The organism is Phosphitispora fastidiosa (assembly GCF_019008365.1).
Lineage (GTDB): Bacteria > Bacillota > Thermincolia > Thermincolales > UBA2595 > Phosphitispora > Phosphitispora fastidiosa.
In genome coordinates this window covers 55,415-80,257 of the sequence record NZ_JAHHUL010000015.1, presented here as the reverse complement: position 1 = coordinate 80,257, position 24,843 = coordinate 55,415, and the positions used below count along the sequence as shown (strand labels likewise).

Below are 24,843 nucleotides of genomic sequence, written 5' to 3'. Positions count from 1 at the left end.
GGTCTTTTATTTTACTTGACTTCAGGAATCTCTTCCTGTGGAGGGCCGGAAGGGTCATCTCCAACCGTTTGTTCGGTCGTACTGTCAGGTGACTTCTGTTCATCCTGACCCTTGTTAAGAACTGTCCTGCCCATATCCTGCTCATGCTCCCTGGCAAGTCGTTCTTCCTTGACTTCGGCTACAGTCTTATCTTCGATAAGGGCTGTAAACTCATCAGAATCCAAGGTCTCTTTATCCATCAGGGTGTTAGCTATGAGGTGCAGTTTCTCAATACTGTCCTTGAGAAGCTGTTCCGCTTTGCTATAGCAGCCATCGATAATCTTGCGTACTTCCTTGTCTATCGCGGAAGCAACCTCTTCACTATAATCACGGTCCCGCGCAATATCACGTCCCAGGAAGACCTGCTCGGTTTTCTTGCCAAGAGTTAGCGGTCCAATCGCAGTACTCATGCCATATTCCATTATCATCTTGCGAGCAATCGCGGTAGCTCTCTCCAGGTCATTCTGCGCTCCTGTGCTGACATCCCCCAGCACCAAGCTTTCAGCTACACGCCCTCCAAGCAGAACAACTATCTCGTCGAGCAGCATGGACCTGGTGCGATAGTACCGGTCTTCTGTCGGAAGGATAAGTGTATACCCTCCGGCACGGCCCCGGGGAATAATTGATACCTTATGAACCGGATCGGTATCAGGGAGCAGTGTGCTCACAAGAGCATGTCCGGCTTCATGATAAGAAACCAGTTTCTTCTCCTTGTCACTGATTACCTTTGATTTCTTTTCAGGACCGGCCACTACCCTCTCTATAGAGTCTTCCATTTCGGCCATCCCAATCTGCTTTTTGTTTCTTCTGGCTGACAGCAGCGCGGCTTCATTGACCATGTTGGCCAGGTCAGCCCCGGTGAATCCCGGTGTCCTTCTGGCCAGAACCGAGAGATCTACATCTCCATTAAGGGGTTTTCCCTTAATATGTACCTGTAATATTTCCTGCCGGCCTGAAACATCAGGGACATCCACAACAATCTGCCTGTCAAAACGTCCCGGCCTTAACAGCGCCGGGTCGAGAATATCCGGCCTGTTGGTAGCCGCAATTATGATAATGCCCTCATTTGGACTGAAACCATCCATCTCCACCAGCAGCTGGTTCAGAGTCTGCTCACGCTCGTCATGCCCCCCGCCTAAGCCGGCGCCGCGCTGACGGCCTACCGCATCAATCTCATCAATAAATACTATACACGGTGAGTTCTTTTTAGCTTGTTCAAAAAGATCACGGACTCGGGATGCACCCACCCCGACAAACATTTCCACAAAGTCGGAACCACTGATACTAAAAAACGGCACTCCGGCTTCACCGGCAACAGCTCTTGCCAGAAGTGTCTTACCTGTACCCGGCGAACCAAACAAAAGCACTCCCTTGGGTATTTTGGCACCCAGCTCATTGAACTTTTTCGGATGCTTCAGAAATTCGACAACTTCCTCAAGTTCCTGCTTAACCTCATCCGCTCCGGCAACATCCTCGAAGGTAACCTTCTTTTTATCATCAGAATGAAGCCGAGCCCTGCTTTTCCCAAATGACATGACACGATTTCCGCCGCCCTGGGTTTGGTTAAGCATAAAGAATACAATTCCGATTAACAGCAATATAGGCAGGAAATTAATAAATAGATTGGTCCACCACGGAGCCTTTGGCGTAGGCTTGTATGATACCTTCACCTTTTCCTTCTGGTCTCTTAGCTGCTCTGCTATCTTATCCATCTCTTCGACTGAGCCTATGGAGGTAAACTGCTTGCCATCCCTGAATTCACCTGTTATATTGGTAACCTGCTCTTCAGGCTGAATACTTATTTGAGCTATTGCACCTTTTTTGATTTGCTCATACAATTCATCACTGGTAAGTTCCGTGACAGGCGTTTGTGCCGGGGAAGTGTACCTAATAATAGCAACTGCCAAGACAACAATTAACAGGTAAATGCTCAGATTCTTAAAAATACGGTTCACCACTTCACCCCTCTCCAATTAAAGGAACCAAAAGTAATTATACTCAGTAATTGTAACATAAAACATTTTTCTTTTCAATTTTGTTTTTTGATATTTCTGATTAATTTCAGCCTAAGGACTCTCCTGGTTTCAGGTGTGGCTGCCCACCTCCTGTCTGCCCGCATTCCCGCAATCCAGACAACCTGTTGGTCTGAGGTAAGCAATACCGGATACCTGTCACGTTCCACCCTGGGGATTTTAGCGTCAATAAAAAACTTTTTCAGTTTTTTCGACCCGTTAAATCCACAGGGCCTAAACCGGTCTCCGGGATTTCGGTTGCGTACAATCAAAGGCACACTCACTTTGTCCATATCAATCATTATCTCATTAGGGTCCTGTGGTCCGCAGTAGAGGACTCCTTCAATTTCTTCTGCCACAATGCAATCACCTGTTTCAGGTATTGAAGTAACTCCCGGGATCCTTAGTTCATATAAATAATCAGGAGTTGCCCTCATATCAGCGGGCTTGTATAAGTTGATACTACTATAGCCCTTCTCCAGCTTTACCGAACCCGGCAGATCAATTACCGAACCTGTTCTGCCCTGAAAAATCAGTTCTATTGCAGCAGTGAGATGTGCATAAGTAATATTATGCACACTCCCCGTAAGAGCATACCAGCCACGTCGAATAATTCTCCTTTGAAAAACACGGGGTATCTCAAGAAATTTTTTCAGATCAATACTAATCAGGCCGTCTTCACTTTCCAGGCAGCCCCCCCGCCAATAATCCTCAGTAAGACCTTCGAGGCACGCCTCTTCTTCCCTGAAAATATCGCTTGTCCTTAATAGGGTTTCAATTAGGTTATGATTATATTCCTTTTGGAGGAGAGGTATCAATTCAAGGCGAATCCGGTTTCTGGTATAAACCCGCTTAAGATTGCTGCTATCAATTCTTGTGGTCAGTTTTTTTTCTCTGCAATACTTTTCTATCTGGCTCCTCGGAACCTCAATCAGAGGCCTGGCCACCCAGCCGTCCCGAAGCGGCGGGATGCCCCTTAACCCCGCAGGCCCTGTCCCTCTCAAAAAGTGATAGAGGACGGTCTCTGTTTGGTCATTGGCGTTATGACCGGTTGCCAGTTTATTACAGCCGCATTCTTTTGCGGTTTCCCTGAAAAAGCGATACCTGATCTCCCTGGCCGCTGTCTGGGCAGACAAATTCATTGTTGAAGCATATGCCGCCGCATCTTCACTTTTGATAACAGCCGGCAGCCCCAGCCGTTCAGCGAGTTCCCGCACAAATTCCGCATCCGCAGCCGACTCCGGTCCTCTGAAACAATGGTCGAGATGGGCAACATACAGCGAAATCTGGAGTTCATCCATTAAACTATGCAAAATATGAACGAGCGCCGTGGAATCAGGCCCTCCCGACACTCCTATAAGAATACGGTCTCCGGGCTTAAACATGCTGTATTTTTCAATAGTTGCCCTAACCTGATCAAGCATGGAAAAACCTCTCTCAGTTTGGTTATCGTTCCCTTTCGACATTTACTTATTTTTTCCTGCACTAAGATATAATTTAAATCAATGGCTGTTTTACTAATAATAATAGGCAACACTCAACATGAATGAGATAATACTAACTGCCCCAACATAATTTACAAAAGCCCCCACCTCAGAACCCGCCTCTGCTCCCGGCATGTCAGCAGAAATAACTTCATGGCTTTCTGCCGATTCAAGGCATGTGCCGACTTCCTGTTTCAAACATTTAACGATTAGATTGCGCAGTGTTTTATCTCTGATTTTTTTTACTGCAATTGAGATTACTTCATTCAGACTGTGATTTCCTGTCTGTTTCTGCTTTCCCAGGACCAATGAAAGGAGAAGCATCCCCAGAGAAAACATGTCATACCCTTCATCAGCAATCCGGTCTCCTGCCTGCCAGCTGGCCCGGTCATAGCCCGGCGTGTATTGTTTCAGACAGTGTCCCTTCACACTGACACTGCCATAGTCAATGATGTGTATTTCATCATGCTCTCCATCCAGGATAATATTTCCGGGTTTTAGATCACCAAATATAAAGCCCGCTTTGTGGAGACAGCTAAGGAACCAGATTGCCTGTACCCCTATAGCCAGGGCGCGGCCGCATTTGGTCCTCCCCACTAATCTGCCAAGGCTCTTTCCTGTAAAATATTCCGTTATCAGAAAATGATATACAACTGGGCCCAGCTGAAAATCATCCAGTTCATAAACCCGGGGGACCACATTACTGTCATTCAGCCCACAATTATTGTTCAGATGAATCAAAATTCGGTGTTCATGACTAATTCCGACAATGTCGGTAGAAATCTTCATGGCCCTGAGCCGCGCCTCTTTATCCCTGACAAGGTATACCAGCCCGCTTCCCCCGCTGCCAAGAAAACGCACTGCCTGATAGCAGTTTCTTTCCCAGCGCCCTGTGATAACCTGGCCTGGTTTTAGAAAAGGCCTTAAGTTGGAAGACATAAAAAAACCCCCTTAGGGGTAAAGTTCCCAAAATATGGCTTGCTTATACTCAAGGTACTGCTTCAACTATGTGCTGAAACCAGCCTGGCAACCAGGACAGTCATATCGTCATTAACTATACCTCCAGACCTGAGGATAGCCTTGTTCAGCAGGAGGTCTGCAATATTCTGCGGGTCTGTTGTCATGATGTTCTGGAGGGCATCCATGACCCAGGTTTCACTTTCCTGGTCTCCGCCGGAGCCCAGGAGTCCGTCAGACACCATCACGAGTATATCATCATGATTCATTTGCTGCTGGATAGTATCTATTTCAATGTGGCTTAATATGCCAATCGGCAGATTACCGCACCTGATCATCCCTGTCTGACTGCCGTGTTTGATAAAACTGGGAACTGCACCGATTTTGATAAATTCAACCACCCCGCTCATGAGATTAATAGATGCCAGGTCCACTGTCGTTATTGTCTCATCAGGCGAACCCAGAATAAGAATAGAATTAGCGGTTTTTACAGCCACACTGTGGTCGAAGCCTGCCTCCATAAGTTTTTCCACCAGAGCAATAGCGGCCTTGCTCTCTATTGACGCCTTAGGCCCTACCCCCATACCGTCACTTATCACCAGCGCATATTTACCGTCCTTCAGGTCAAAATCAGCATAATTGTCCCCCGACACCATGCTGCTGTCTTTGGCAACAGCCGCAGAACCAATTTCAACTGAGAAGGCCCTCATAGGAACCAGCTTAAATTCACAAACAGGTTCATTGGTCTTTTTGCTGCAGTAATTTGAATTAAGCACTGTCAGCGGCTGTGATAAAATTCTCGACACAATTGGCCTGATATTGTTAATACATACTGCTTTTCCCCCACATGATGGGAAAGTGACACTCACCTCCAACTGATCACTTACTTCCCCCATAACATTCAGTTCCAGTATACTGTACCCTGCTTTCGCCAGCTCGGTTCGCAGAATCGCCTCTATATCTTCCCTCATTCTGATATCAATTTTAACTTCATTGGCCAGATTTTGCATCATTGTGGCGATTCCGTCAAGCTGTCTGGCCAGAATATCTCTCCCTTCAGTAAGTTTTCGCTGCCACACCTGGGCCTGTCTGTACGTCTCGTAAAGACAGTTAACAGTGACGGCAAGCTCCTTAAGCCGGGAACAGCGCTTTTGCACATCCGGCGAAATGTGTTCCTCAGTAAGCCGACCGTTAATTTCAATATGGGAAATCATATCCATGATATTCCGATACGTTTTATAAAATTCCGCATCCCAGCAAATCCTGTAAAGTGAACATCCCTTGCATACCTTTGAGGCAACACCGCTGAAAAGGGTCTGGAGGTTGTTCTCTTCATAAACCCGGACATCACATGATACCTCCTCAAAAGCAGTGGACAGCTCACGGAATATCCGCGAATAATCCCGAACCTTCCCGGCAACAATTTCCTTAACCCTTTTTTCACTTGAAGGCTTGGAGTTAAAGCTGAACAGGCTGTTTTTAACCATTGATCTGAGGGCAAACAGCCGTTTTGCAGGAATTGCCATAAAAAGGGCGGCTGCCAGAACCGTTTCCGCAAAAGTAGTCACAAGCTGCGCATAGTCAGTGAGGTAAATAGACAGGAGGACATTTCCCAGGATAAATCCTATGCAAATGCCAATTCTGCCAAATCCGCGAAACATTCCCGCCAAGAGACCCGAAAAGGAATACACAGCCACCATACCCGGAGCTACTTCAGCCGTAATACTGGGCACCATGCCTGCCAAAGTTCCCATGGCAGCCCCAAAACCGCTGCCACCCGTATAGGCTGCAAACAGTACCATCGCCCTGGAGATAACATTCTTGACTTGCAGCCCCTGAAAACTCAGTTCCGACATCCCCGTAAGAAAAGCAACCACCAGAACAGCGCCGCCAATCAGCTCTTCTTTTTTCAGGTTCCCTGCATTGCTGCCTTTTTGTAAAACAGGAAGAGTTTTTATGAGTAAAAAGGTGGCACATCCGGCCAGGACCGCTTCGAAGATTGCCACAAGATAATTATATAGTTCAGGAGCAAAATACGAATATACCCCTACCTTCACACCTACAATCAATCCGGCGACAAGGACCGGCACACCATACCACTTTTGCCGGAACTGAGCGCGGGTCCGGCTGAGAATAATAAACAACAGAACCAAACTAATCATTGTTGATGCCAGTGTATACCCGGAACACACTGTCGCCAGACCAGCCGCTGCGGCAATAAGTATTAAAAAACCCTTATCACCCAGAACAGTCATGCCTGCAGCCAGCAGGGCCGCCGGGAATGGCATCAGCCCTCCGGCAATCACAGCCCGTCCAACAAAAAAGGAAAGGACCGTTAAAAAGCAAGCTTCCATAGAAAAAAGTTGGTGCAGCAGCTGCTTTGCCGCCTGCCCGGAGAATGCGGGCAGGACAACCCTGGATTTTGACCTTCGTCCCCTTAACCGGTGGTAAGCATAAATACCTGATTTTTCACCCATTGTTTAAGCACCGCCCGTTTGGAATTTAATAAGTTTCCGGCCTGCCCAAAGAAACTCTTGTTTTATTATATTACATGTGTTGGAAAATCTTTGTCATGTTTGGTAGTCGATGTGAAATTTTATTTCGACCGGATTCGTTTATAAAATATCCCGGGCAACAAAAAAGCGTATGAGTTTCATACGCACCAAACTTTTATTCAGTTACCACGACCGCCGGCGCGCCCTATTGACCAACCCCAGTACCAGTTCTCCACTGAGACCGGACCCATCAGATGTCAGATCGGCTTTCTCAACAATCATGCCCGGTTTATATTGTCTTGGCCTTTCAATCAACTGTATATCAACAAATGTGTGAAATGGTCTTGTATAATGCACTGTATATAGCTCTGCCCCGAGTCCGGTATTCCCGGAATAATCGTCTTCCTCATCAACAAACAAGCCGTCCGCCTGTAACCGTAAATGACAGAAGAAATCATCATTTTCCACTTCCTTCAGTTCAGGCGGGGTCTGGTCCTCTTTATCACAGGCTTGAAAATATGACACTGTTATTTGATAGGAACCTTTTATCTCCATCTCACTACGACTGACTCTATATTCACTTATTTCGGGAGCTATCGATATGTTTGAAATCTTCCCTGCTTTGGGATAACCTGAGGGTAGATTTAATTTTAGCGGAATTCTGGGAAATACAATCATTTTTTTTGTTTCACCAACCGTCAAAGCATATACCTCCTAAAAATACTAATGTTCGCCATCTCATGCTAATACACTGCCCGTTTTTTCTGCCTGGGGCAGAAAGCGGGCTGCCTGTAATTATTCTCAAAGTCAGGCAGTATACTGATCTGCCACCACCTGATATTGGGAAGGGGCGGCATAAATGGCTGAATCGGCAGAAAAATATTGTTTACCGGGCTCTTGGGCGCTGACTGTGTGGTTTTCACCTCCCTGTTAAGCCCAATTACCCGGTTGTCATTCAACTCCGCGGAAAGCAGAATAACCCCTTCCAAAATCACTCTGTTTCCAGACAACTTGTTTTCAGTTCCGCTGCCTTCAGCAGCAATATTTTGCATGCCCGGTTGGTTCTCAGCAATAATTTTGATGGAATATCTCACCAGTTCCTCTGAGTTTCCTGAAGCAGCAGAAGCCGTATTAAAATCCCAACTACCGCCTTTCATCTCAGAATTGCTGACAGCAAAACTCCCTATCCTGAGTGCCTGTCCGTTACTTTCGTTAAACAGCACTACCGCCAGACGCTCCCCTAAATCCTGCCTTCCAGTATCCGGGGCTTCAGTCAGATACCAATTTAACCGGCCTTTAGCCCCGTTTACCATAATGTCAACTTTACCATGCGGGATAGTGCTTTCCTTTACCAGATTTCCGGCGGGATACAGGAATACCTTATGAAAAGAGTAATCTGTACCTTTGGATAAAACCATCAAATACCTTCCTTTCCTCACATTAAAGCTGTGTTTTATATCAGTATATTGCTTCATCCCAAGTTCCGTTACACCCTGATTTTTTAGAGGTGTTCACAATTAAATAGCTCTCCATAATATACTAATAGTGAGGGGGACCGACAATGAAACTGCTGCAAAAAACCAAATGTTTTTTCAACAGGTTTGGCCTTGGGGCAGGCTTGGATGAAGCTGCAATAAATATCTTTGGAATTAATGCCAAACTGGTGCGGAAAATATCCATTCCCGTTCCTCATGAGGTATCCATTTTTATACCGCGGCTTGAAATTAAAAAGAAAATCACCGAAGGCAGTAATTGTACTGAGACTACCCTGGTACTCAACAGCCTGACAATAGTAAGCGCACCCCGCCACGAACCACTCGAACCGGGACACTGATTTTTGGAACCGGACATCCACCGACTGACCCGGACCTCCGGCCTGAAACTGTTAAAGGGGGCCTCCCGCGAGGCACCCCTTTAATATAAATTACTCTTTTTCACAATTTGAACAGTCAGGGGGTTGCACAGCTCTCTCTGGAAAAACCACCTCAGCGGTTGTAGGGTCAATGTAAATTAACCAGTAACCATAGTCCCCTGGTTTAAACTGTTGTCCCGGTAAAGGATGCCAATAAACATACCCGGTGGCTCCCCCAAAAGGTTGGTCTCGAAGGCAAAACCTGCCAGGGATTCCGTGTACCAGATATTTTACCGCACCCTGTGCATACTGCAGACCTATAAGCTGATGCCCGCGAAAAACAGGTCCGTATGAACCGGAGTTTTGATTGTCCTGTGAAAAAAACATCATTTCTTGAAAATACCCTGGGTAGAACTTCCACCACTGATGATAAGGCAATCCCGTCCCAAATGGTGATACTTTCTCCATTTTTGGCTCTTCAGGAAGGTCTGCCTCTTCAAGTTCCAGTTCTCCCATCAAAACCCTGTCGCCGGGCAAATCATCCCTGGGTGCTGTATGCACACATACTTCCAGAATCCCACCTGACCCGAGATTAAACCCCGAATCTCTTAAACGTTCAGGGTCAAAGCTTATTGTGCTGTCTCCCACCCCCCTCGTATTGATTTCTATACCTCCTGCATATACAGGAACAGTATCGCCTTTTTCCTCCGTTCTGATCCAAACCCCATATCCTTTGTCAGCATTGGGTGTATTTAACGGGCGTAGATTTCTGACAGAACACTTCAATATTCCTGATTTCCCGGTAATCTCTATAGTCGCCTTGCCTCCCGGCCTTCTAGCCGGGGTTTTGGCATAGCTGCGATTATCTTCCCGCAGAACCGCTGTATAACGGTGGTACTCTCTGTCCGCCAGACGGCTCATGCCAAACCCCCTTTGACCTGCTCAAAAACTTTGCCGGCTGCAACTCTTCCGTCTTAAATAATTATATGCCTCTCATGCCAGAACTTTAACAAAATTTTTGGTTTTCCGGCTGGAATTAATTTGTAGTCAGTGCCGCACTCAAGGCCAGGCCGTGCATAATATCAGTTTCACTGACAGTTATCGCACCAGCGCCCAGTCCCCTGACAACAGCCAGCAGGATTCTTAATCCTGCAATTATAATGTCCGCTCTTTCAGGCTGCAGCCCTGGAACCTCTTTTCTCCGGGAAGGAGACATCACCTCAAGCTCGGACAGGATGTCAGCTATACTTCCCTCTTTAAGGCAATAACCATGAACTGCTTCAGGGTCATAAACCGACAGGCGCTGGTCAATCGCTGCCGCAGTAGTTATGGTCCCCCCCACCCCTATGAAGTGATGTACCCCTGTTCCCCGAACATTAGACAGCACTTCTTTAAGTAATTCTGCAATCTCAGCTTGAGAAGCATGAGTATCAGTCATTCTGACTGCACCAACCTGTTTACTGATACAATTTAAATTCCCGTTTTCTGTCCAGATAAATTCCGTACTTCCCCCGCCGATATCAACTACTGCCGGCTTCCCATACTTCAGACCAAAGCTGCTGACAGCCCCCTGGTAGCTTAGTTCAGCTTCCTCTCCTCCTGACAGAACCCTTACATCCCATCCTACCTGTCTGGCAACCTCTGACAAAAAATCCATCCGGTTGTCCGCATCACGCACAGCGCTTGTTGCCGCCACGACAATCTTATCAGCCCCAACTCTGATTATTGTATCGCGGAACTTCAGCAGCGCTTCAATTGTCCGTTCTATCGCCGCCCGGGATAAATGACTTTTCCTGCCAATTCCCTCTCCCAGCCTCGTAGTTACCAGGCTTGTCTCATATGTCCGCAATTCCTCCGCTGCATAACCCGTAATAAGCAGCCTTGTAGAATTTGTCCCTATATCAACAACAGCAATACGCATAAAATCTCCTCCTTATTATCAGTATTGGAACAAGAAAAGCACCGTTGACCGGTGCTCTGCATTCCAAATATCAGACCGAAGTCTTATACGATTTTTTGGAGCCTTTGCCGCCCCTTTTGTTATCAGTGCTGCGCCGAATGTCCTGCTGGCGCTCATCACTCTCCTTCATAAACTTAGTCAACCGGTCTTCAAAATTTTCCGGCTTCCTGGCAGGCTGATGATATCCCCTGCGTTCAGGATTACTCTTGCGCTCGGAAGTGCTGTGAGCAACGATTGGCTTGGCTTGTTTGATAGACAGACCTATTTTGCCCTTGTCTACAGCAATAACCTTGACCTTTACCCGGTCCTTATCCTTGAGATAATCTTTGACATCCCTGACATAAGAGTCGGCAACCTCGGAAATGTGAACTAATCCCGTCTGGCCCCCGGGCAATTCAATAAAAGCCCCAAAATTGGTGATACCTGTGACCACTCCTTCAACGATGCTCCCCACTTCAATTGACATAAAACAAAAAATCCTCCTTAAAATAAGACAAGACCTGCAATCATCTTGTGTAATCAATCAAATTATAACCGAATGGATTTTATGTGTCAAGATGCCCGCTATTGTTTAATGTACTTCAATTTGTTTGGGGTTTTTGGCAGCAGCCGGAATTGTGCTCCCTTTTTCACCTGTTCTTGCTTCAAGAATTATTTTCTCCCCCGGTTTAACCAGCCCCAGCTTCTCCCGCGCCTCTCTCTCAATATATGCTTCAGAGTTCAATTGTTCCAATTGTTTTTTTAAGGTGTCATTATTTACCTTAAGCTGGTTCATCTGTTCCTGAATATTTGTAATCTCATGCTGAACATTATACATTTTTACCATTTGTCCACCAAAGGAATAAAAAATCATCCCCAATAATATAAGAATAATTACACTGGGACCTTTAAGTTTATACTTAAATTTCTTGTGCTTTGGGCTTCTAAGTATACCCGGCATGTCCCCCGAATTATCATACTTTTTAACTTTTGCTGAAAGGACCATTACGAATCACCATCCTCATCATCAGGCCCGAATAACCCCAAACTATCCCCAGGTATAATAATAACAACCTCATACCCCTTGTTCTTGGCACGGCTGTAAAGGGTTGCCACGGTGCTTCCGGTTAACCCGAGCTTTTTGGAAATTCTATCATTTGAATAACCCATTTCCTTTAAGGTTACCACCTGGCGCTCCCGAAAGCTCAGTCTTTCCACGCCTCTGATTTCTATCTTCATAGCTGCCACCCTACAGGCTTAATCTCGGGGCTTAACCACACCTTAGCCTTATATTAACCACATATTAACCACAAACTATCCACATCTTATCCACAAACTGTGTACAAACCATGTACAAAACAATGACATTTATAGTACAAATATTGATTCTACGCCAATATCCAATAATCCTCCTTGGCTATAATAAAAAAATTAAGGCTTTCTATTAACCAATGAATTTAGCTTATTCTTAATATTTTTTTTCAATAAAACACTTTTTTCCCTGGCAGGCTTTTTAATAAATCTCTCACTCTGTCGTCCGGTAAAACTGCACAACTTGTTACAAGTTCTTCCTAGAAGCCCTACCGGAATAATTATTATATTTCCCAGCAAAATTACAGGATAACTTACGATAAACCAAAAGAAGCGCAGGCCCTTGGCAATACCTGCAAGGACTGTCTTAAAAAAACAAATAATATATAAGAGTATTTTTATTACCATCGGGCTCAGGAACTTTATGTAACATACTACTCCTGCCAGGATCCCGATGATAACATAAAAACGCAGTTCACCCCAATTCCCGATCAGCAGCATGAAAAAGACCACAATAGTTGTGATCACCCAAAATAATAAATCGCCTAGGTATGTGCCCGCCTTTCGGGGACGGATGATTCCTTTGGTAACATTATAAAAATCAAAAAGGATGCCAATTGTTAATCCCATCAATAAAGTCACAAGAAACGAAAAAAACTGGGACTCCAAAGACTGCATTAGCCCCCTCCCTTTCGGTCACAGACTATTTTAAGATGCGCTCTAAAAAGCCTCTGCTTTTATTTCTGACACCCCGTGCATTTTTTTCATCTGAGAATTCCAGGGATTTGCAGTAGCCTTCAACCATTAGCACACCGTCCTCCAAATTAAGCTGGACTACGTGCATTCCCCGGCCTTTTAATATTAACAGTCCCATTTTGGTTTCCAAAAGAATCTCTTCCTCATCAAAGCTTTCAACATTCTCCACCCCTTCAATAAGGGCAGTTTCCCTATTGGTCATAATAATTTTATATTCTCTTATCTGATCCCGGTCTATCAAAACAGTTCCCTCCTTAAAACATCCTACTATCTCATAAATATTCTGTTAAAAGACATAATATGCTTCAAAAAGATGTAGCCCCCTACACTAACTATCCTAGTTAAGTAGAGGGCTATCCTTTTTCATGCTTTACTTCCATTCTTTTTCTATCGAAATATCCTTAAAATAAAACTGTATTATTTGTTCCGGAGTTTTACCTTCTGCCGCCATTTTCTTGGCACCCCACTGGCACATCCCGACACCATGACCATAGCCTTTTCCAGACATGGCAAGGTTCCCGCCGTCTATCCACATCTTATCGAGATAAATAGAACGCATTTTCTCATTACCAAGAGCAAGTCTTAGGGCTGCACCTCCCACCTTCTGAGTCCCTATTTTCAAGGTCTCGGCTCTTCCGGAGGGCCCTCTGCCGGCAACCCCAATATTGCCGGCATTAATATCCCCAGGGTCGTTGCCGGTAACTTGCTGGACAGCAGCCCTGACTGTACCCAGAGGAAACTTGGCAGTCCAACTGACATTTTCGGGCACAGTGATTGACAGGCAGCCATCTTCGACACCGGCCTTAATATATGGCGTTTCTTCTTTCTTGTACGACAGGCCCTCTGCAGCAGAAGCCTCCACACCACCGTCACAGGCGCTGAACCAAGCATTGATATAATCGTTCTTATACTTGACGACTTCACCTCTGGTCATATTCACTGCCTGGCGCACATTATCATTTATTCTTGACTGGTCAAAAGCCTGGAATTCTTCTACACTTGTGGAAGCATCTGCTTTGTATTTGGGTACTCCGCCCTTATCTTTGATTTGCTTCAGGGTGAAGGTACGGGCCAGAATAGCCTGCGCAGCCAAGGCATTTATGGGCCATTTTGTATCCATTTCCGCAGCTACAACGCCCTGAATATATTCTTCCATTTTAATATTTTTGATTTCACCGGTTTCGTTAATATACAACCTTATAGAAGGCTCTTTGCCAAGCTTTGCGCCAGGCTCCCTTTCCCCCGGCAGCGGTTTTTTTGCGCCGGCACAGCCTGTCAACAGATTGACAGCCATACAAAAGCACAAACACAAGGCCACTCTCCTGTTAAAAAATCTTCTTCTCATTATCGATTCCCCCTTCTCAACTTACGTCCAGCCAACCTTCACTAAACGTCCAGCCAACTGTTGATAGTATCTTCCCGGGGAAATCACAATATGAATGGGAATTAGAGTTAATTAAGCACCCTTGTTTCTTCCAGAGGCCGGTACAGGTCTTTTGCCTGGTCAGCCCTTACGGTACTGGGAGTATCCAGAACCTCCACCTTAATCCGCTTACTTCCAAAATCAAGTTCAAGCACATCCCCGGCCTTAACCTCTGAACCGGGCTTTGCCGGCCTTGAGTTTAAGGTCACCCTTCCGCTGTCACAAACTTCTTTAGCCATCGTCCTGCGCTTGATAATACGTGAAACCTTTAAAAACTTGTCAAGTCTCATTTTTCCCTCCGTTATTTCCTTTTAAGTCTGCCAGAAATATCTCGCCAGAGTCAATCCTAAAAGCGCTGCTGCCAACCCAAGAGATATACTTGTCAAAAAGTACTTCACTGCAATATCTCTGTCACCCTCTTCAATTAGACTCACTATTTCGAAGGCAAACGTAGAAAATGTTGTATACGCTCCTAAGAAGCCGGCTGCAGCCAAACTTTTTAAGTCTGCTGCCCCGGGGCCTGCTTTTGCAAAAGCAACAAACAGCAGCCCCAGAATAAAGGACCCGGTAATGTTTATCCAAAAGGTTGCCACTGGAAATTTTCCGCTCCAATGCCGGCCAACCCATTTGCTCAAACCATATCTGGTCATTGCGCCAAAGAATCCGCCAATGCCAATATATAGATATTCCATCTTATTAACCTCTTCTATTGACCTCTTTTATTAACCTCTTTTATTAACCTCTTATTGTACCTTATTTGGATGTCTCCGCCTCAGTATCACTTCTCTTAGCCAGAGACCTGCCTGCGGCAGCGCCAAGCCATGCCAGAGCAATACACCCCAGTGAAGTCCCTATAATATAACCAAGTCCGCCCCATATTTGACGAGATACGATTAGACCTATAGAGTCAACCGCAAATGTAGAAAAAGTTGTATATGCACCCAAAAAACCGGAACCAACAGCCAGGCGCAATTTAGGATTAATTTTAAGGCGTTCTGCTGTAAGGGTAAGAAAAAAACTTAATATTAAACAACCTGTTAAATTGACAATTAAAATACCCAGGGGAAAAACAGTCACTATCAATGCATCAGCAGCTTTCCCAAGTGCAGCTCTGGTCACAGCACCTAAAAAGCCGGCAGCTGCAACTGCCAAATAATCCAACCCATTCACCGCCCTGCAATTTTATTACCATTTTGCGAATATGATGTACCAATCCCATTAGTCATGTCCAAGAAACATAAAAACTCCTACCAGCAGCTTACCGGTAGGAGCTATTAGCTGAAATCAGCGGTTAACGGCGAGCCCCATCGCCTGCCTGGTTTCCCCTATTCTGGTTGCGGTCGGACATCCAAAAATACGCTGGGGTTTTAATAAGCTGAAGCTCCTATAATCATATAGGAGCTTTTTACTGTCTTCCAAATTTTCAGCTTCGATTTTTGCTGTCATGTCTACTGTAAAGTTAAAACCGATAAATGTGGCGCAGCAATCGTTCCAGACTATTGAACGGTATCGCGTAACGATTTGCCTGCTTTGAAGGCAGGTACCTTGGCAGCTGCAATCTCGATTTCTTCGCCTGTTTGCGGATTGCGGCCTTTCCTGGCAGCACGGCTGCGCACTTCAAAAGTTCCGAAACCAACCAACTGAACCTTGTCACCTTTTGCGAGAGCCTCTTCAATGCTGGCAAACACAGCGTTAACTGCTTTTTCGGAATCTTTTTTGGTTAAACCTGACTTTTCTGCGACGCTGGTCACTAATTCTTGCTTGTTCACAAAAATCCCTCCTAAATGTAAATATTGGTGTTCATTTTAGAATTCCATTTAATGCATTCGCTAAAACCCGCTAAACTCCTGCTTTTACGGAATTTTTTTATGATAAACCCTGTTATTTTTTAGATTGCAGCATCAATTTGGCATTATTCCATAATCTGTCAAGTTCATCAAGGCTCATCTTACTTAAATCTTTTCCGGAATTGGATGCTGATTCTTCCATAAAGACAAACCTGTTTTTAAACTTGCGGTTCGTAAGTGCCAGGGCCTCTTCAGGGTCAATTTTCTTAAAACGGGCTAGATTTACAACAGCAAACAGTATATCTCCTATCTCTTCACGAACCTTGTCCGAATTGCCGCTGTCAATAGCCTCACACACCTCCATTAACTCCTCGCTAACCTTGTCCAAAGCACCCCTGTAGTCAGACCAGTCGAACCCGACTTTGGCTGCTCGCCGCTGAATTTTGTCGGCCTTCATTAAAGCAGGCATATGGTTTGGTATACCGTCTAACAATGAATTACGGGTTTCACCCTTTTCCTTCAGCTCATTTTTTTTAATCTCCTCCCATTTGATGGAAACCTCCTCACTGTTCCTAACATAAGTATCGCCAAATACATGCGGATGCCTTCTGATAAGTTTGTCAGCAATTACCCCGATGACATCATTCATGTCGAAAAAGCCCTGTTCCGCCGCTATCTGGGCGTGAAAAGCTATTTGTAATAATAAGTCTCCCAATTCTTCGCAGACTTTATACATATTTCCTTCTTCAATTGCATCTATCACTTCATAGGTCTCTTCTACAAGATATTTTTTCAATGAAGTGTGTGTCTGGTCCTTATCCCAGGGACAGCCAGCTTCACTTCTGAGTATTTCCAACAGTCCCACCAGGCGGTCGGCAGGATACCGGCTCACCATTGATTTTGATTCTAAATATGGAGGTACATGGACACAGGTCAGGTGATCAACCCACGGCAGCCTGTCCAGTTCAAAAAGGGGGATTTCCTCAATCCTGACCTGGTCTGCCGCTCCGGCAGCGCTAATCACGGTTACAGGGTGCTCATCCGGATAAAACTCCATCAGAGACAGCTTCACTTCAGAAGCAACCCTGGAATTATATACCTGCATGATTATATTTGAAACTAACGGGTCCGGGTTGGCCGCAGGGTTCCGCTCCTCCCCGGCCAACTGCAGCCCATCAACAAGTTTAAGGCCCCCTGACAGATCCAAACCAAGGCCTGTTAATACCGGGTCCAGAAAACTCATTGCAGGCACTATCTCATAAGATAGGTTAGCTTCCAGGGCTAGCTGGATAATTCTAAGGACTGCTTCCTCCCCTACCAGTGGGTTTCCGGGAACTGCAAAAACCACAGGACCCTCCCCGGCCAGCCTGACGACCTCTACAGCAATCTCAGAATATATTTCCGCAAAATCACCGTACCGTTCGTAAAGATGGTCAAATGTCTCAAACTCCAAACCCATACTGCGCAGTTCCTCGGCCGCAGGATGCTTCCCAGTGCGCAGGAGCAGTTTCCGGGCGTTTTTTATTTTCTCAAATGTGCCTATAGAGATTAAATCAACATCTCCCGGTCCAAGCCCAACAATTAATAACTCTTTAGCAATTACAGCCACTTTATCCACCCCCGGATTACTTTTTTATGGTTATCCCAATTTGGCCGAATATTCCCATACAGCATAATGCCGAAAAATATATTATGGCCCCGGTTAGTACGGCGGTCACAGTCGCCCAATCGCTTCCCATGATTATTGTTGATTGAGCATATGTAAAATATACCCCCACCGCCATTATTGTAGCAGCAAATACCGGCTTAAGCAATATTTTCCGGTAATCCACCGTCCAGCCCAAAAAGCTGCGGATATGAATATAATTCAGGTAAGAGGAAATTAAAAAACCGGCTACGGTCCCGGCAGCAGCGCCAATAATGCCGATTTGCGGCGAGGCCGTCAGGGTATAATTGAGGATCAGTTTAATAACTGCACCCAGGGCAAGATTTATTACGGGGACAAAAGTCTTACCCATGCCCTGAAGGATCCCGGTAGTGGTCTGGTGCAGCCCCAGAAATACTGCTGCCGGCGCCAAAACTGCCAAGGGCAGTCCGGCCTCAGGGCACCTGAATAAGAGATTGGTAATCGGCCTGGCCAAAACAATCAGTCCTGCTGCCGCCGGTATACATACCAGTAAGGTTATCTCCAGAGATGTCCCGATCTGCCTCTTGACTTCCCCAAAGCTCCTGCGTTCAAGGCCCCGGGAAACAGCCGGAACAAGAGAAGAAGCCAATGAAACTGTCAGCACTGTCGGCAGATTAATCAGGGTAATGGCAGCGCCGGTAAGCTGCCCGTATAGCTGAGATGACCGGGATACAGTATATCCCGCCAACTGCAGGCGTCCGGGAACCGTAACAGCATCAAGGGTTTGCATTAACGGAAGGACAAGCCCTCCCAGGGAAATGGGCAGGGCAAGTAAGATTAGTCTAAATACAATAAACAAAGCACTGCGAACATATCCGTTTGAGGACCCGTAAGAACCTGAAGGGGCCATTTTGAAATAAGGCCTGATGAAATACAGACCCGCCAGAAACAACAGCCCTCCCGCCGCTCCGGTTACGGCGCCAAAAGTAGCGGCGGCGCTGGCATATTCTATGCCGATTGGCAGGAAGATATAAGCGCCGGTCAGTACAGTTCCTACCCTGATAAACTGTTCCAGCACCTGTGATAAAGCAGTAGGGGACATTTCCTGAAAGCCCTGAAAATACCCCCTGAACACAGACATCAGCCCTACAAAAAAAACAGCCGGAGCAATAGCCCGGATACTATGTGCTGCCGCAGGTACATGAAACACATCTGCCGCCAGGTATCCAGCACTTTTGTAAAGCATTATCGCTTGGAAACCAGATAATAACCCGATAAATACCAGAGAAACCGTAAAGGTACGCCTGACACCGGGAAAATTCCGGCGGGCCATATTTTCAGAGATAATTTTCGAAACCGCTACAGGGATACCGGCGCTGGAAATGGCCAGTAATATCGTGTAAATAGGATAAGCCATCTGATATAGCCCCATTCCCTCTGACCCCACTACCCGAAAAAGCGGAATCCGGTACAGCGCCCCGAGGACTTTACTGATCAATCCCGCCAGCGCCAGTATAGCAGCCCCTTTTAAAAAAGAATGGGTCTTCAAAAAAGCGCCTCCCCCAAATGTGTTAATCTATAAGTATTTACGGGGGGGACAAAAAATTCCACAGGAAAACCACGCACGCACAAAGAAAAGGTAGCATTTAAGCTACCTTTTGATTACTGCTCCATTTGTTTTGCCAGGAAGCCTGCCGCTGTTTCCGCAAGCTTTAACTCCATATCGCCCATCTGGGTGCCGGACTCCTTGGACAGGAGTATCACTGCACCAATCGGATCACCTTCTGCGATTATCGGTGCAATCACCTGTGCACTAAACTTATCAGGCTCATCCTCATCACCATCTAATACGGGTTCAGAGCCAGGATCGTTTATAAGTATCGCTTTACGGTCCTCCATTACCTTTTCCACTGCGGGCCCAATAGCTTTGTTCAGAAATTCCTTTTTAGGCGCCCCAGCAACAGCAATAATGGTGTCCCTGTCAGCAATACAGGCAATATGCCCAATAGCTTCATAAAGAGAGTCCGCATATTCTTTAGCAAAATCACCCAACTCACCAATGGGTGAGTATTTTTTTAGGATAACCTCCCCTTCCCTGTCCACAAAAATCTCAAGAGGGTCCCCTTCACGAATCCTCAGGGTTCTTCTAATTTCTTTTGGAATCACTACGCGTCCTAGGTCGTCTATCCTGCGTACTATACCGGTCGCCTTCATTAGTTTGTCTTCCCTCCTTTTTCTGCACTTTTTAACAATGATCTTTCCATTGATAGTATATAACAGAGCAGAGGGAATTATTCATTTTTTTCCATCGGATTTTGGTCAGGCGCAGCAATGTTCCATTAAGCCTGGCTAACTTGTACCAATACTTTGATTTAGCTTATTTAGCCGGCTGTTGGGAACCTGTCTCAGGCGGCATTGCCGGAGCTTCCGGAACGGTCGCAGGAGCTTCTTCTGCCAGCTTGTTGACAATTTTTGCATTTCCCTTTACTCCGGCCATATACTCAGCAAACTTCTGCTGTTTCTGTACCATCGGCAGGGTTTGCTCAATCTGTTCCCTGGCTTCTTCAAAGGAAAGCTGTTTTTCTTCGGTCAGGGACTCCAGCTTAATTACATAATACCCGGTGGCCGTTTTCACAGGCTCTTTGCTGTACTGTCCTGCTTTAAGCGCCATGGCCGCTTCATCAAATTCAGGAGGCATTACGGTGCCTTTGGCATAAGGACTGCTCTCCTGCATATCCTTAACCAGTCCTCCGTCTTCCTTGGACCTGGCATCTTCGGATTTCTCCTTGGCAAGTTTTTCAAAATCCGCTCCGGAGTCTAGTTCCTTAATTATACCTGCAGCCATCTCCTTGGCTTGTTCCTCATTACGGCCCACTTTGGGTACTTCTTGTCCCATCATGGTAGTCTGGTTAGGGTTGTCATATTTGATAAGAATCGCTCTGGCGCCTATTTTTACCGGGTCTTTAAACTGGTCCTTATTATCATCGTAGTATTTCTTTATTTCATCCTCAGATACTTTAACATCAGCGGTAACTTTTTCATAGAGCTGGGTATATGCTGTTTCAAATGAAACCTTATCTTCAATATCTTCCAATGTATAATTATACTGTTTCATTGCCGCTTCAAATTCGGCCTTGCTGCCAAACTTCGATATAATATCCTCAACCTGTTTGTCAATCTCACTCTTTGAAGGATATACCCCCTCATCCTTTGCAGTCTGCTCAATAAGGGTCTGTTCAATCATCTTCTCAAGGGTCTGTTTTTCCAGGGCTGTCAGCATCATTTGACCTTCCTGACCGGAAAACGAGGCTCCTTGCTGCTCTAAATAGAGTTTTTCCTTGTTCATTCTTTTGTCCAGGTCATCCTTTGATATCTTCGCCCCATTAACTGTAGCCAGGGTTTTGGAACTGCAGCCGGTCACAGCAATTGAGAACGCGAGAACAAGCATTAAAGCAACGATTCTTTTCAGATTTCTTCCCATGAATTACCCTCCCCTAATAAAAATCATAAATTTATTATACTCCGACAAATATTAATATTCAAGTTGTTTATTCTACCTGTTCCGCTAATTTGGCCAGCATCTTCTCCAATTTCCGGAGCACCTCCGGGCCGCTTAAATTCTTTACTGAAAGGATTATCTGAAAACCTGAAGCTGCCGAATAAGATACCCTCCGCTTAAACATTTCCGTAATCGGAGCCAGTTGTTCAACCTTAATGCCTGATAGTTCGTGAAAACTGATACTCACTGAATCTCTGGTTTGAATAATGCTCTGGACCCCTTTTTTAGCAGCCAGAGATTTTATCCGGGCAATAGAAATCAGGTTTTCGACCGGTTCAGGAACATCACCAAAGCGGTCCACCAGCTCTTCCATAACATCAAAGGAGTCTTCCTGGGTGTCAATATGCATAATCTTTTTGTATACCTCAATTTTAACCGCCGGGTCAGATATATAATTATCACTGATAAATGCATTAATATTCAAATCTATAGACGGCTCGGGCAGGATTTCTGACGATGTGCCGCGCAGCTCATGAACAGCCTCCTCCAAGAGCCTGCAGTACATATCAAAGCCCACAGCCATCATGTGACCGTGCTGTTCAGGTCCCAGGACATTACCGGCGCCCCGTATCTCAAGATCCCTCATGGCAATTTTGAACCCGGCACCAAATTCAGTAAATTCGCGAATGGCCTGCAGGCGTTTTTCCGCGATTTCCGTCAGGCTCTTATCTTTATTGTAGGTGAAATAAGCATAAGCCAGGCGGTGTGACCTGCCTACGCGTCCCCTGAGCTGATGCAGCTGGGAAAGTCCCATTTTGTCCCCTTCATCCACTATCAGGGTATTGACATTCTGAATATCCAGGCCTGTTTCAATTATAGTCGTACAAACTAAAATGTCGTAATCACCGGATATAAAATCCAGCATTCTTCTTTCCAACTGGTCTTCCCTCATCTGTCCGTGAGCTACCGCAATACGTGCCTCCGGCGCCACCTCCTGAAGCATCCGGGCTGTTTTGTCAATATCCTTGACCCTGTTATGCACAAAATAGACCTGGCCTCCCCGGTCGATCTCGCGCCTGACAGCATCAGCAATTATTTCCAGGTTAAACTCCAGCACATAAGTTTGGACAGGATAACGGTCCTCCGGGGGTGACTCCAGGATACTCATATCCCTTGCACCAATCATAGCCATATGCAGAGTCCTGGGGATGGGGGTTGCCGAAAGGGTCAGGACATCAACAGTCTGCCTGATATATTTTAGTTTTTCTTTGTGGGTAACCCCAAAACGCTGTTCCTCATCAATAATTACCAGGCCAAGCTCCTTAAATTCCACATCTCCCTGAAGCAGGCGGTGAGTTCCGATAATAACGTCAACCAACCCTTTTTTTAGGTCACTTATAATTCCTTTCTGTTCCCCTGCAGACTTAAATCTGCTTAACATCTCCACCCGGATAGGATATCCCGTAAACCTCTCCCTAAAGGTGTTAAAATGCTGCTGGGCGAGTATAGTTGTGGGGACCAGGACCGCAACCTGTTTATTGTCCATCACAGCCTTGAAAATGCCCCTGATGGCAACTTCTGTTTTGCCATAGCCGACATCCCCACACAAAAGACGGTCCATTGGCCTGGAAGTTTCCATATCTTTTTTGACATCCTCAATAGCGCTTACCTGGTCATGGGTCTCCTCAAAAGGAAAGGCATCTTCGAATTCCTGCTGCCATACTGTATCCGGGGAAAAACTGTGTCCCGGAATTTTCTGCCTGGCGGCATAAAGTGCAATAAGGTCATTGGCCAGGTCTTTGACGGATTCCTTTACCTTTTGCTTAACCCTGCTCCACTCGCTTCCACCCAATTTGTAGAGTTTTGGCGCCGTCCCTTCTGCACCCAGGTACTTTTGAATAAGCTCTATCTGGTCTGTCGGAACATATAGTTTGTCCTCTCCGGAATACTGGACAAAAAGATAGTCCTTCCGAATTCCGCCTACCTCAAGTTGTTTGATACCCATATATTTCCCAATACCGTGGTTTACATGGACTACAAAGTCACCGGGCCGCAAGTCTGAAAAATGGCTTATCTTGGCTCCCTGCTGAGTCTGGGCCCGGACAACGCGGGTCTTTTTGGGCTGTCCATAAATTTCCCAGTCTGTAATCACAGCAAGTTTGACTGCAGTTAATTCAAACCCGGCCTCCAGCAGCCCACATGTGATGATAACTTCCCCGGGTGCAACCCTCTGGGGGAGTTCGGATTCCATACCGGCAAAGATACTGTTTTCCTTGAGAAGCTCTCTGATCTTTTCCATCCTGCCGGGAGTGCTTCCAAAAATAACAACTGCAAAGCCATTTTCCCTGAGCATTTTTATTTCATCAACCAGGATGTCAATTTTACCCTTAAATATGTGCATGGTTTTAGCAGAAAAGTTCACAATGTTACCCGGTTTTACCCCATGTTGTTTAGGCAGAAGGGAATAACCAATCCTGGTATACCGTGTCATGACCCTGTTAAGGTCTTCGGCAGTCAAGTTATTATGCTGCTGAGCGGGAAGAGCCAGTCCCTGTTCCAATAGGCTCACATGCATTTCTACCTGTTCCCGCAGCCTGTTCTGAATAATGTCCCTCTGCCGGGACGGCTCTTCAATAAAAACTGCTGATCCCTGAGGCAAATACTCCAATACCGTGACCCCATCCGGATAAAAATACGAAAACAGGGCCTCAATTCCCTCAGGAATTATTCCCTGGTCAAGTTTTTCCAGGAAGTCACCCATCCTTTCAGACAACCTCTTATAAGCTTCATTTTTTCCGGCTTTCAGGAGCATAGTTTTTTCGGTAACAAAATCCTTTTTCAGCCGCGGCAGCGCTTTTAAAATTCTTTCCGCGGGAAAGACAGCTTCCCGCGCCGGAATAATCGTGATACTGCTGCGTTTTTCGAGAGAACGCTGTGTCTCTACGGTAAAGTCCCTTACAGAATCTACCTCATCATCAAACAATTCGATCCTGACCGGGTTCTGCGAAACCGGAGAATATATATCCAATATTCCTCCCCTGAGGCTGAAATGCCCTGGACCTTCCACCATATCCACTTTCTCATACCCCTGGTCTACCAGCAGCCTGACCGTTTCTGACAGGTCGAGCCGCTGCCCCACTTCAATCTTTAGGCAAAACTCATAAAAGACCTGGTGAGGAATAATTTTCTTCAGAAGCGCTTCAACAGGTATTACCACAATGGCTCCCTCATGCCCAATAATCCCGTCAAGGGCTTGAAGACGTTGTATCATAACCTCTCTGCTTTGAGCAATGGCTCCAAAAGGAACAGGGTCAAGGTCGGGAAAAAGCAGGACTTCCCTATCCGGTAAAAGGGATTTCAGGTCAGTAAACTTTTTCTTAGCCGACAGGGCTCCGGCAGTTACAAAAAACACCGGCTGCCTGCTGCCGCTGATAAGACCTGCCGTCAAATAGCTTGTCTGAGTTGATGACAGCCCGTACACCATCTGATATCCGGTCTTTTTCTGAAGGCCTTTTACCAGTGAGAGATAATCTGAGCTTTCACGCAATGGATCGTAAAATCCGTGTACCTTCATAATTGCATTCCCTTTCTTGTAACGGAAATAAGCCTTAAGTCGGAACTCCCTTAAACCCCTCAAAAAACACGTGCACGCCAAAAAACAC

At 45.9% G+C, this 24,843-nt stretch carries 24 protein-coding genes and 1 riboswitch; of the genes, 1 reads left to right on the top strand and 23 read right to left on the bottom strand.

From position 1 onward, the window contains the following. Positions 1–11: 11 nt before the first annotated feature. The 6 genes from ftsH to Ga0451573_RS13590 all read right to left on the bottom strand — a co-directional run bounded on the left by ftsH (position 12) and on the right by Ga0451573_RS13590 (position 8,405). On the bottom strand, positions 12–1,994 hold the full coding sequence (gene ftsH, locus Ga0451573_RS13615) for an ATP-dependent zinc metalloprotease FtsH (RefSeq protein WP_231684679.1): 1,983 nt from the start codon (positions 1,992–1,994) through the stop codon (positions 12–14). Positions 1,995–2,068: 74 nt separating this feature from the next. Then, on the bottom strand, positions 2,069–3,475 hold the full coding sequence (gene tilS / locus Ga0451573_RS13610) for a tRNA lysidine(34) synthetase TilS (RefSeq protein WP_231684678.1): 1,407 nt from the start codon (positions 3,473–3,475) through the stop codon (positions 2,069–2,071). A gap of 93 nt (positions 3,476–3,568) precedes the next feature. Beyond that, positions 3,569–4,474 (bottom strand): protein kinase domain-containing protein, encoded by a 906-nt coding sequence (locus Ga0451573_RS13605; RefSeq protein WP_231684677.1) that lies wholly within the window; start codon positions 4,472–4,474, stop codon positions 3,569–3,571. A 62-nt stretch (positions 4,475–4,536) separates the two neighbouring features. Then, positions 4,537–6,969: a stage II sporulation protein E gene (spoIIE, locus tag Ga0451573_RS13600; RefSeq protein WP_231684676.1), complete on the bottom strand. Its 2,433-nt coding sequence runs from the start codon at positions 6,967–6,969 to the stop codon at positions 4,537–4,539. A gap of 201 nt (positions 6,970–7,170) precedes the next feature. After that, a complete protein-coding gene (locus Ga0451573_RS13595) occupies positions 7,171–7,689 on the bottom strand; it encodes a hypothetical protein (protein WP_231684675.1) in 519 nt (172 codons plus the stop codon). A gap of 41 nt (positions 7,690–7,730) precedes the next feature. Continuing rightward, entirely contained in the window at positions 7,731–8,405 is a 675-nt protein-coding gene (locus Ga0451573_RS13590) for a hypothetical protein (protein WP_231684674.1), read from the bottom strand. Positions 8,406–8,548: 143 nt separating this feature from the next. On the opposite strand from Ga0451573_RS13590, the gene Ga0451573_RS13585 reads away from it, so the two are divergent. Beyond that, a complete protein-coding gene (locus Ga0451573_RS13585) occupies positions 8,549–8,821 on the top strand; it encodes a hypothetical protein (protein WP_231684673.1) in 273 nt (90 codons plus the stop codon). Positions 8,822–8,911: 90 nt separating this feature from the next. On the opposite strand, the gene Ga0451573_RS13580 is transcribed toward Ga0451573_RS13585, so the two are convergent. The 17 genes from Ga0451573_RS13580 to mfd form a co-directional block, all read right to left on the bottom strand. After that, on the bottom strand, positions 8,912–9,760 hold the full coding sequence (locus Ga0451573_RS13580) for a hypothetical protein (protein WP_231684672.1): 849 nt from the start codon (positions 9,758–9,760) through the stop codon (positions 8,912–8,914). A 115-nt stretch (positions 9,761–9,875) separates the two neighbouring features. Continuing rightward, positions 9,876–10,760, bottom strand: a complete 885-nt coding sequence (locus Ga0451573_RS13575; protein ID WP_231684671.1) for a Ppx/GppA phosphatase family protein — start codon at positions 10,758–10,760, stop codon at positions 9,876–9,878. A 70-nt stretch (positions 10,761–10,830) separates the two neighbouring features. Continuing rightward, positions 10,831–11,265: a S1 RNA-binding domain-containing protein gene (locus Ga0451573_RS13570; protein ID WP_231684670.1), complete on the bottom strand. Its 435-nt coding sequence runs from the start codon at positions 11,263–11,265 to the stop codon at positions 10,831–10,833. A gap of 105 nt (positions 11,266–11,370) precedes the next feature. Continuing rightward, positions 11,371–11,739 carry an FtsB family cell division protein gene (locus tag Ga0451573_RS13565; RefSeq protein ID WP_269438285.1) on the bottom strand — a complete coding sequence of 123 codons (369 nt, stop codon included), beginning with the start codon at positions 11,737–11,739 and terminating at the stop codon, positions 11,371–11,373. Between the two features lie 44 nt (positions 11,740–11,783). After that, entirely contained in the window at positions 11,784–12,017 is a 234-nt protein-coding gene (locus Ga0451573_RS13560; protein ID WP_231684668.1) for a sigma factor-like helix-turn-helix DNA-binding protein, read from the bottom strand. A gap of 192 nt (positions 12,018–12,209) precedes the next feature. Further along, positions 12,210–12,767 (bottom strand): spore cortex biosynthesis protein YabQ, encoded by a 558-nt coding sequence (gene yabQ / locus Ga0451573_RS13555; RefSeq protein ID WP_231684667.1) that lies wholly within the window; start codon positions 12,765–12,767, stop codon positions 12,210–12,212. Between the two features lie 25 nt (positions 12,768–12,792). Next, the gene (yabP, locus tag Ga0451573_RS13550; RefSeq protein ID WP_231684666.1) at positions 12,793–13,086 is read right to left on the bottom strand and encodes a sporulation protein YabP; all 294 of its coding nucleotides are present in this window, start codon (positions 13,084–13,086) and stop codon (positions 12,793–12,795) included. 129 nt (positions 13,087–13,215) lie between these two features. Further along, the gene (locus Ga0451573_RS13545) at positions 13,216–14,190 is read right to left on the bottom strand and encodes a SpoIID/LytB domain-containing protein (RefSeq protein WP_231684665.1); all 975 of its coding nucleotides are present in this window, start codon (positions 14,188–14,190) and stop codon (positions 13,216–13,218) included. A 107-nt stretch (positions 14,191–14,297) separates the two neighbouring features. After that, entirely contained in the window at positions 14,298–14,558 is a 261-nt protein-coding gene (locus tag Ga0451573_RS13540) for an RNA-binding S4 domain-containing protein (protein ID WP_231684664.1), read from the bottom strand. Between the two features lie 21 nt (positions 14,559–14,579). Beyond that, positions 14,580–14,960 carry a fluoride efflux transporter CrcB gene (crcB, locus tag Ga0451573_RS13535; protein WP_231684663.1) on the bottom strand — a complete coding sequence of 127 codons (381 nt, stop codon included), beginning with the start codon at positions 14,958–14,960 and terminating at the stop codon, positions 14,580–14,582. A gap of 61 nt (positions 14,961–15,021) precedes the next feature. After that, positions 15,022–15,429 carry a fluoride efflux transporter CrcB gene (crcB, locus tag Ga0451573_RS13530; protein WP_231684662.1) on the bottom strand — a complete coding sequence of 136 codons (408 nt, stop codon included), beginning with the start codon at positions 15,427–15,429 and terminating at the stop codon, positions 15,022–15,024. 97 nt (positions 15,430–15,526) lie between these two features. Continuing rightward, positions 15,527–15,589: riboswitch (Fluoride riboswitch) on the bottom strand. A 175-nt stretch (positions 15,590–15,764) separates the two neighbouring features. Then, positions 15,765–16,037, bottom strand: coding sequence for an HU family DNA-binding protein (locus Ga0451573_RS13525; RefSeq protein ID WP_231684661.1), 273 nt, complete (start codon positions 16,035–16,037; stop codon positions 15,765–15,767). A 112-nt stretch (positions 16,038–16,149) separates the two neighbouring features. After that, positions 16,150–17,664 (bottom strand): bifunctional methyltransferase/pyrophosphohydrolase YabN, encoded by a 1,515-nt coding sequence (yabN, locus tag Ga0451573_RS20090; RefSeq protein WP_231684660.1) that lies wholly within the window; start codon positions 17,662–17,664, stop codon positions 16,150–16,152. Positions 17,665–17,680: 16 nt separating this feature from the next. After that, positions 17,681–19,231: a putative polysaccharide biosynthesis protein gene (locus Ga0451573_RS13515; RefSeq protein WP_231684659.1), complete on the bottom strand. Its 1,551-nt coding sequence runs from the start codon at positions 19,229–19,231 to the stop codon at positions 17,681–17,683. A 113-nt stretch (positions 19,232–19,344) separates the two neighbouring features. Further along, positions 19,345–19,896, bottom strand: a complete 552-nt coding sequence (gene spoVT, locus Ga0451573_RS13510) for a stage V sporulation protein T (RefSeq protein ID WP_231684658.1) — start codon at positions 19,894–19,896, stop codon at positions 19,345–19,347. A 163-nt stretch (positions 19,897–20,059) separates the two neighbouring features. Further along, the gene (locus Ga0451573_RS13505) at positions 20,060–21,163 is read right to left on the bottom strand and encodes a peptidyl-prolyl cis-trans isomerase (protein WP_231684657.1); all 1,104 of its coding nucleotides are present in this window, start codon (positions 21,161–21,163) and stop codon (positions 20,060–20,062) included. A gap of 67 nt (positions 21,164–21,230) precedes the next feature. Then, entirely contained in the window at positions 21,231–24,755 is a 3,525-nt protein-coding gene (mfd, locus tag Ga0451573_RS13500) for a transcription-repair coupling factor (protein ID WP_231684656.1), read from the bottom strand. Positions 24,756–24,843 lie beyond the last annotated feature (88 nt).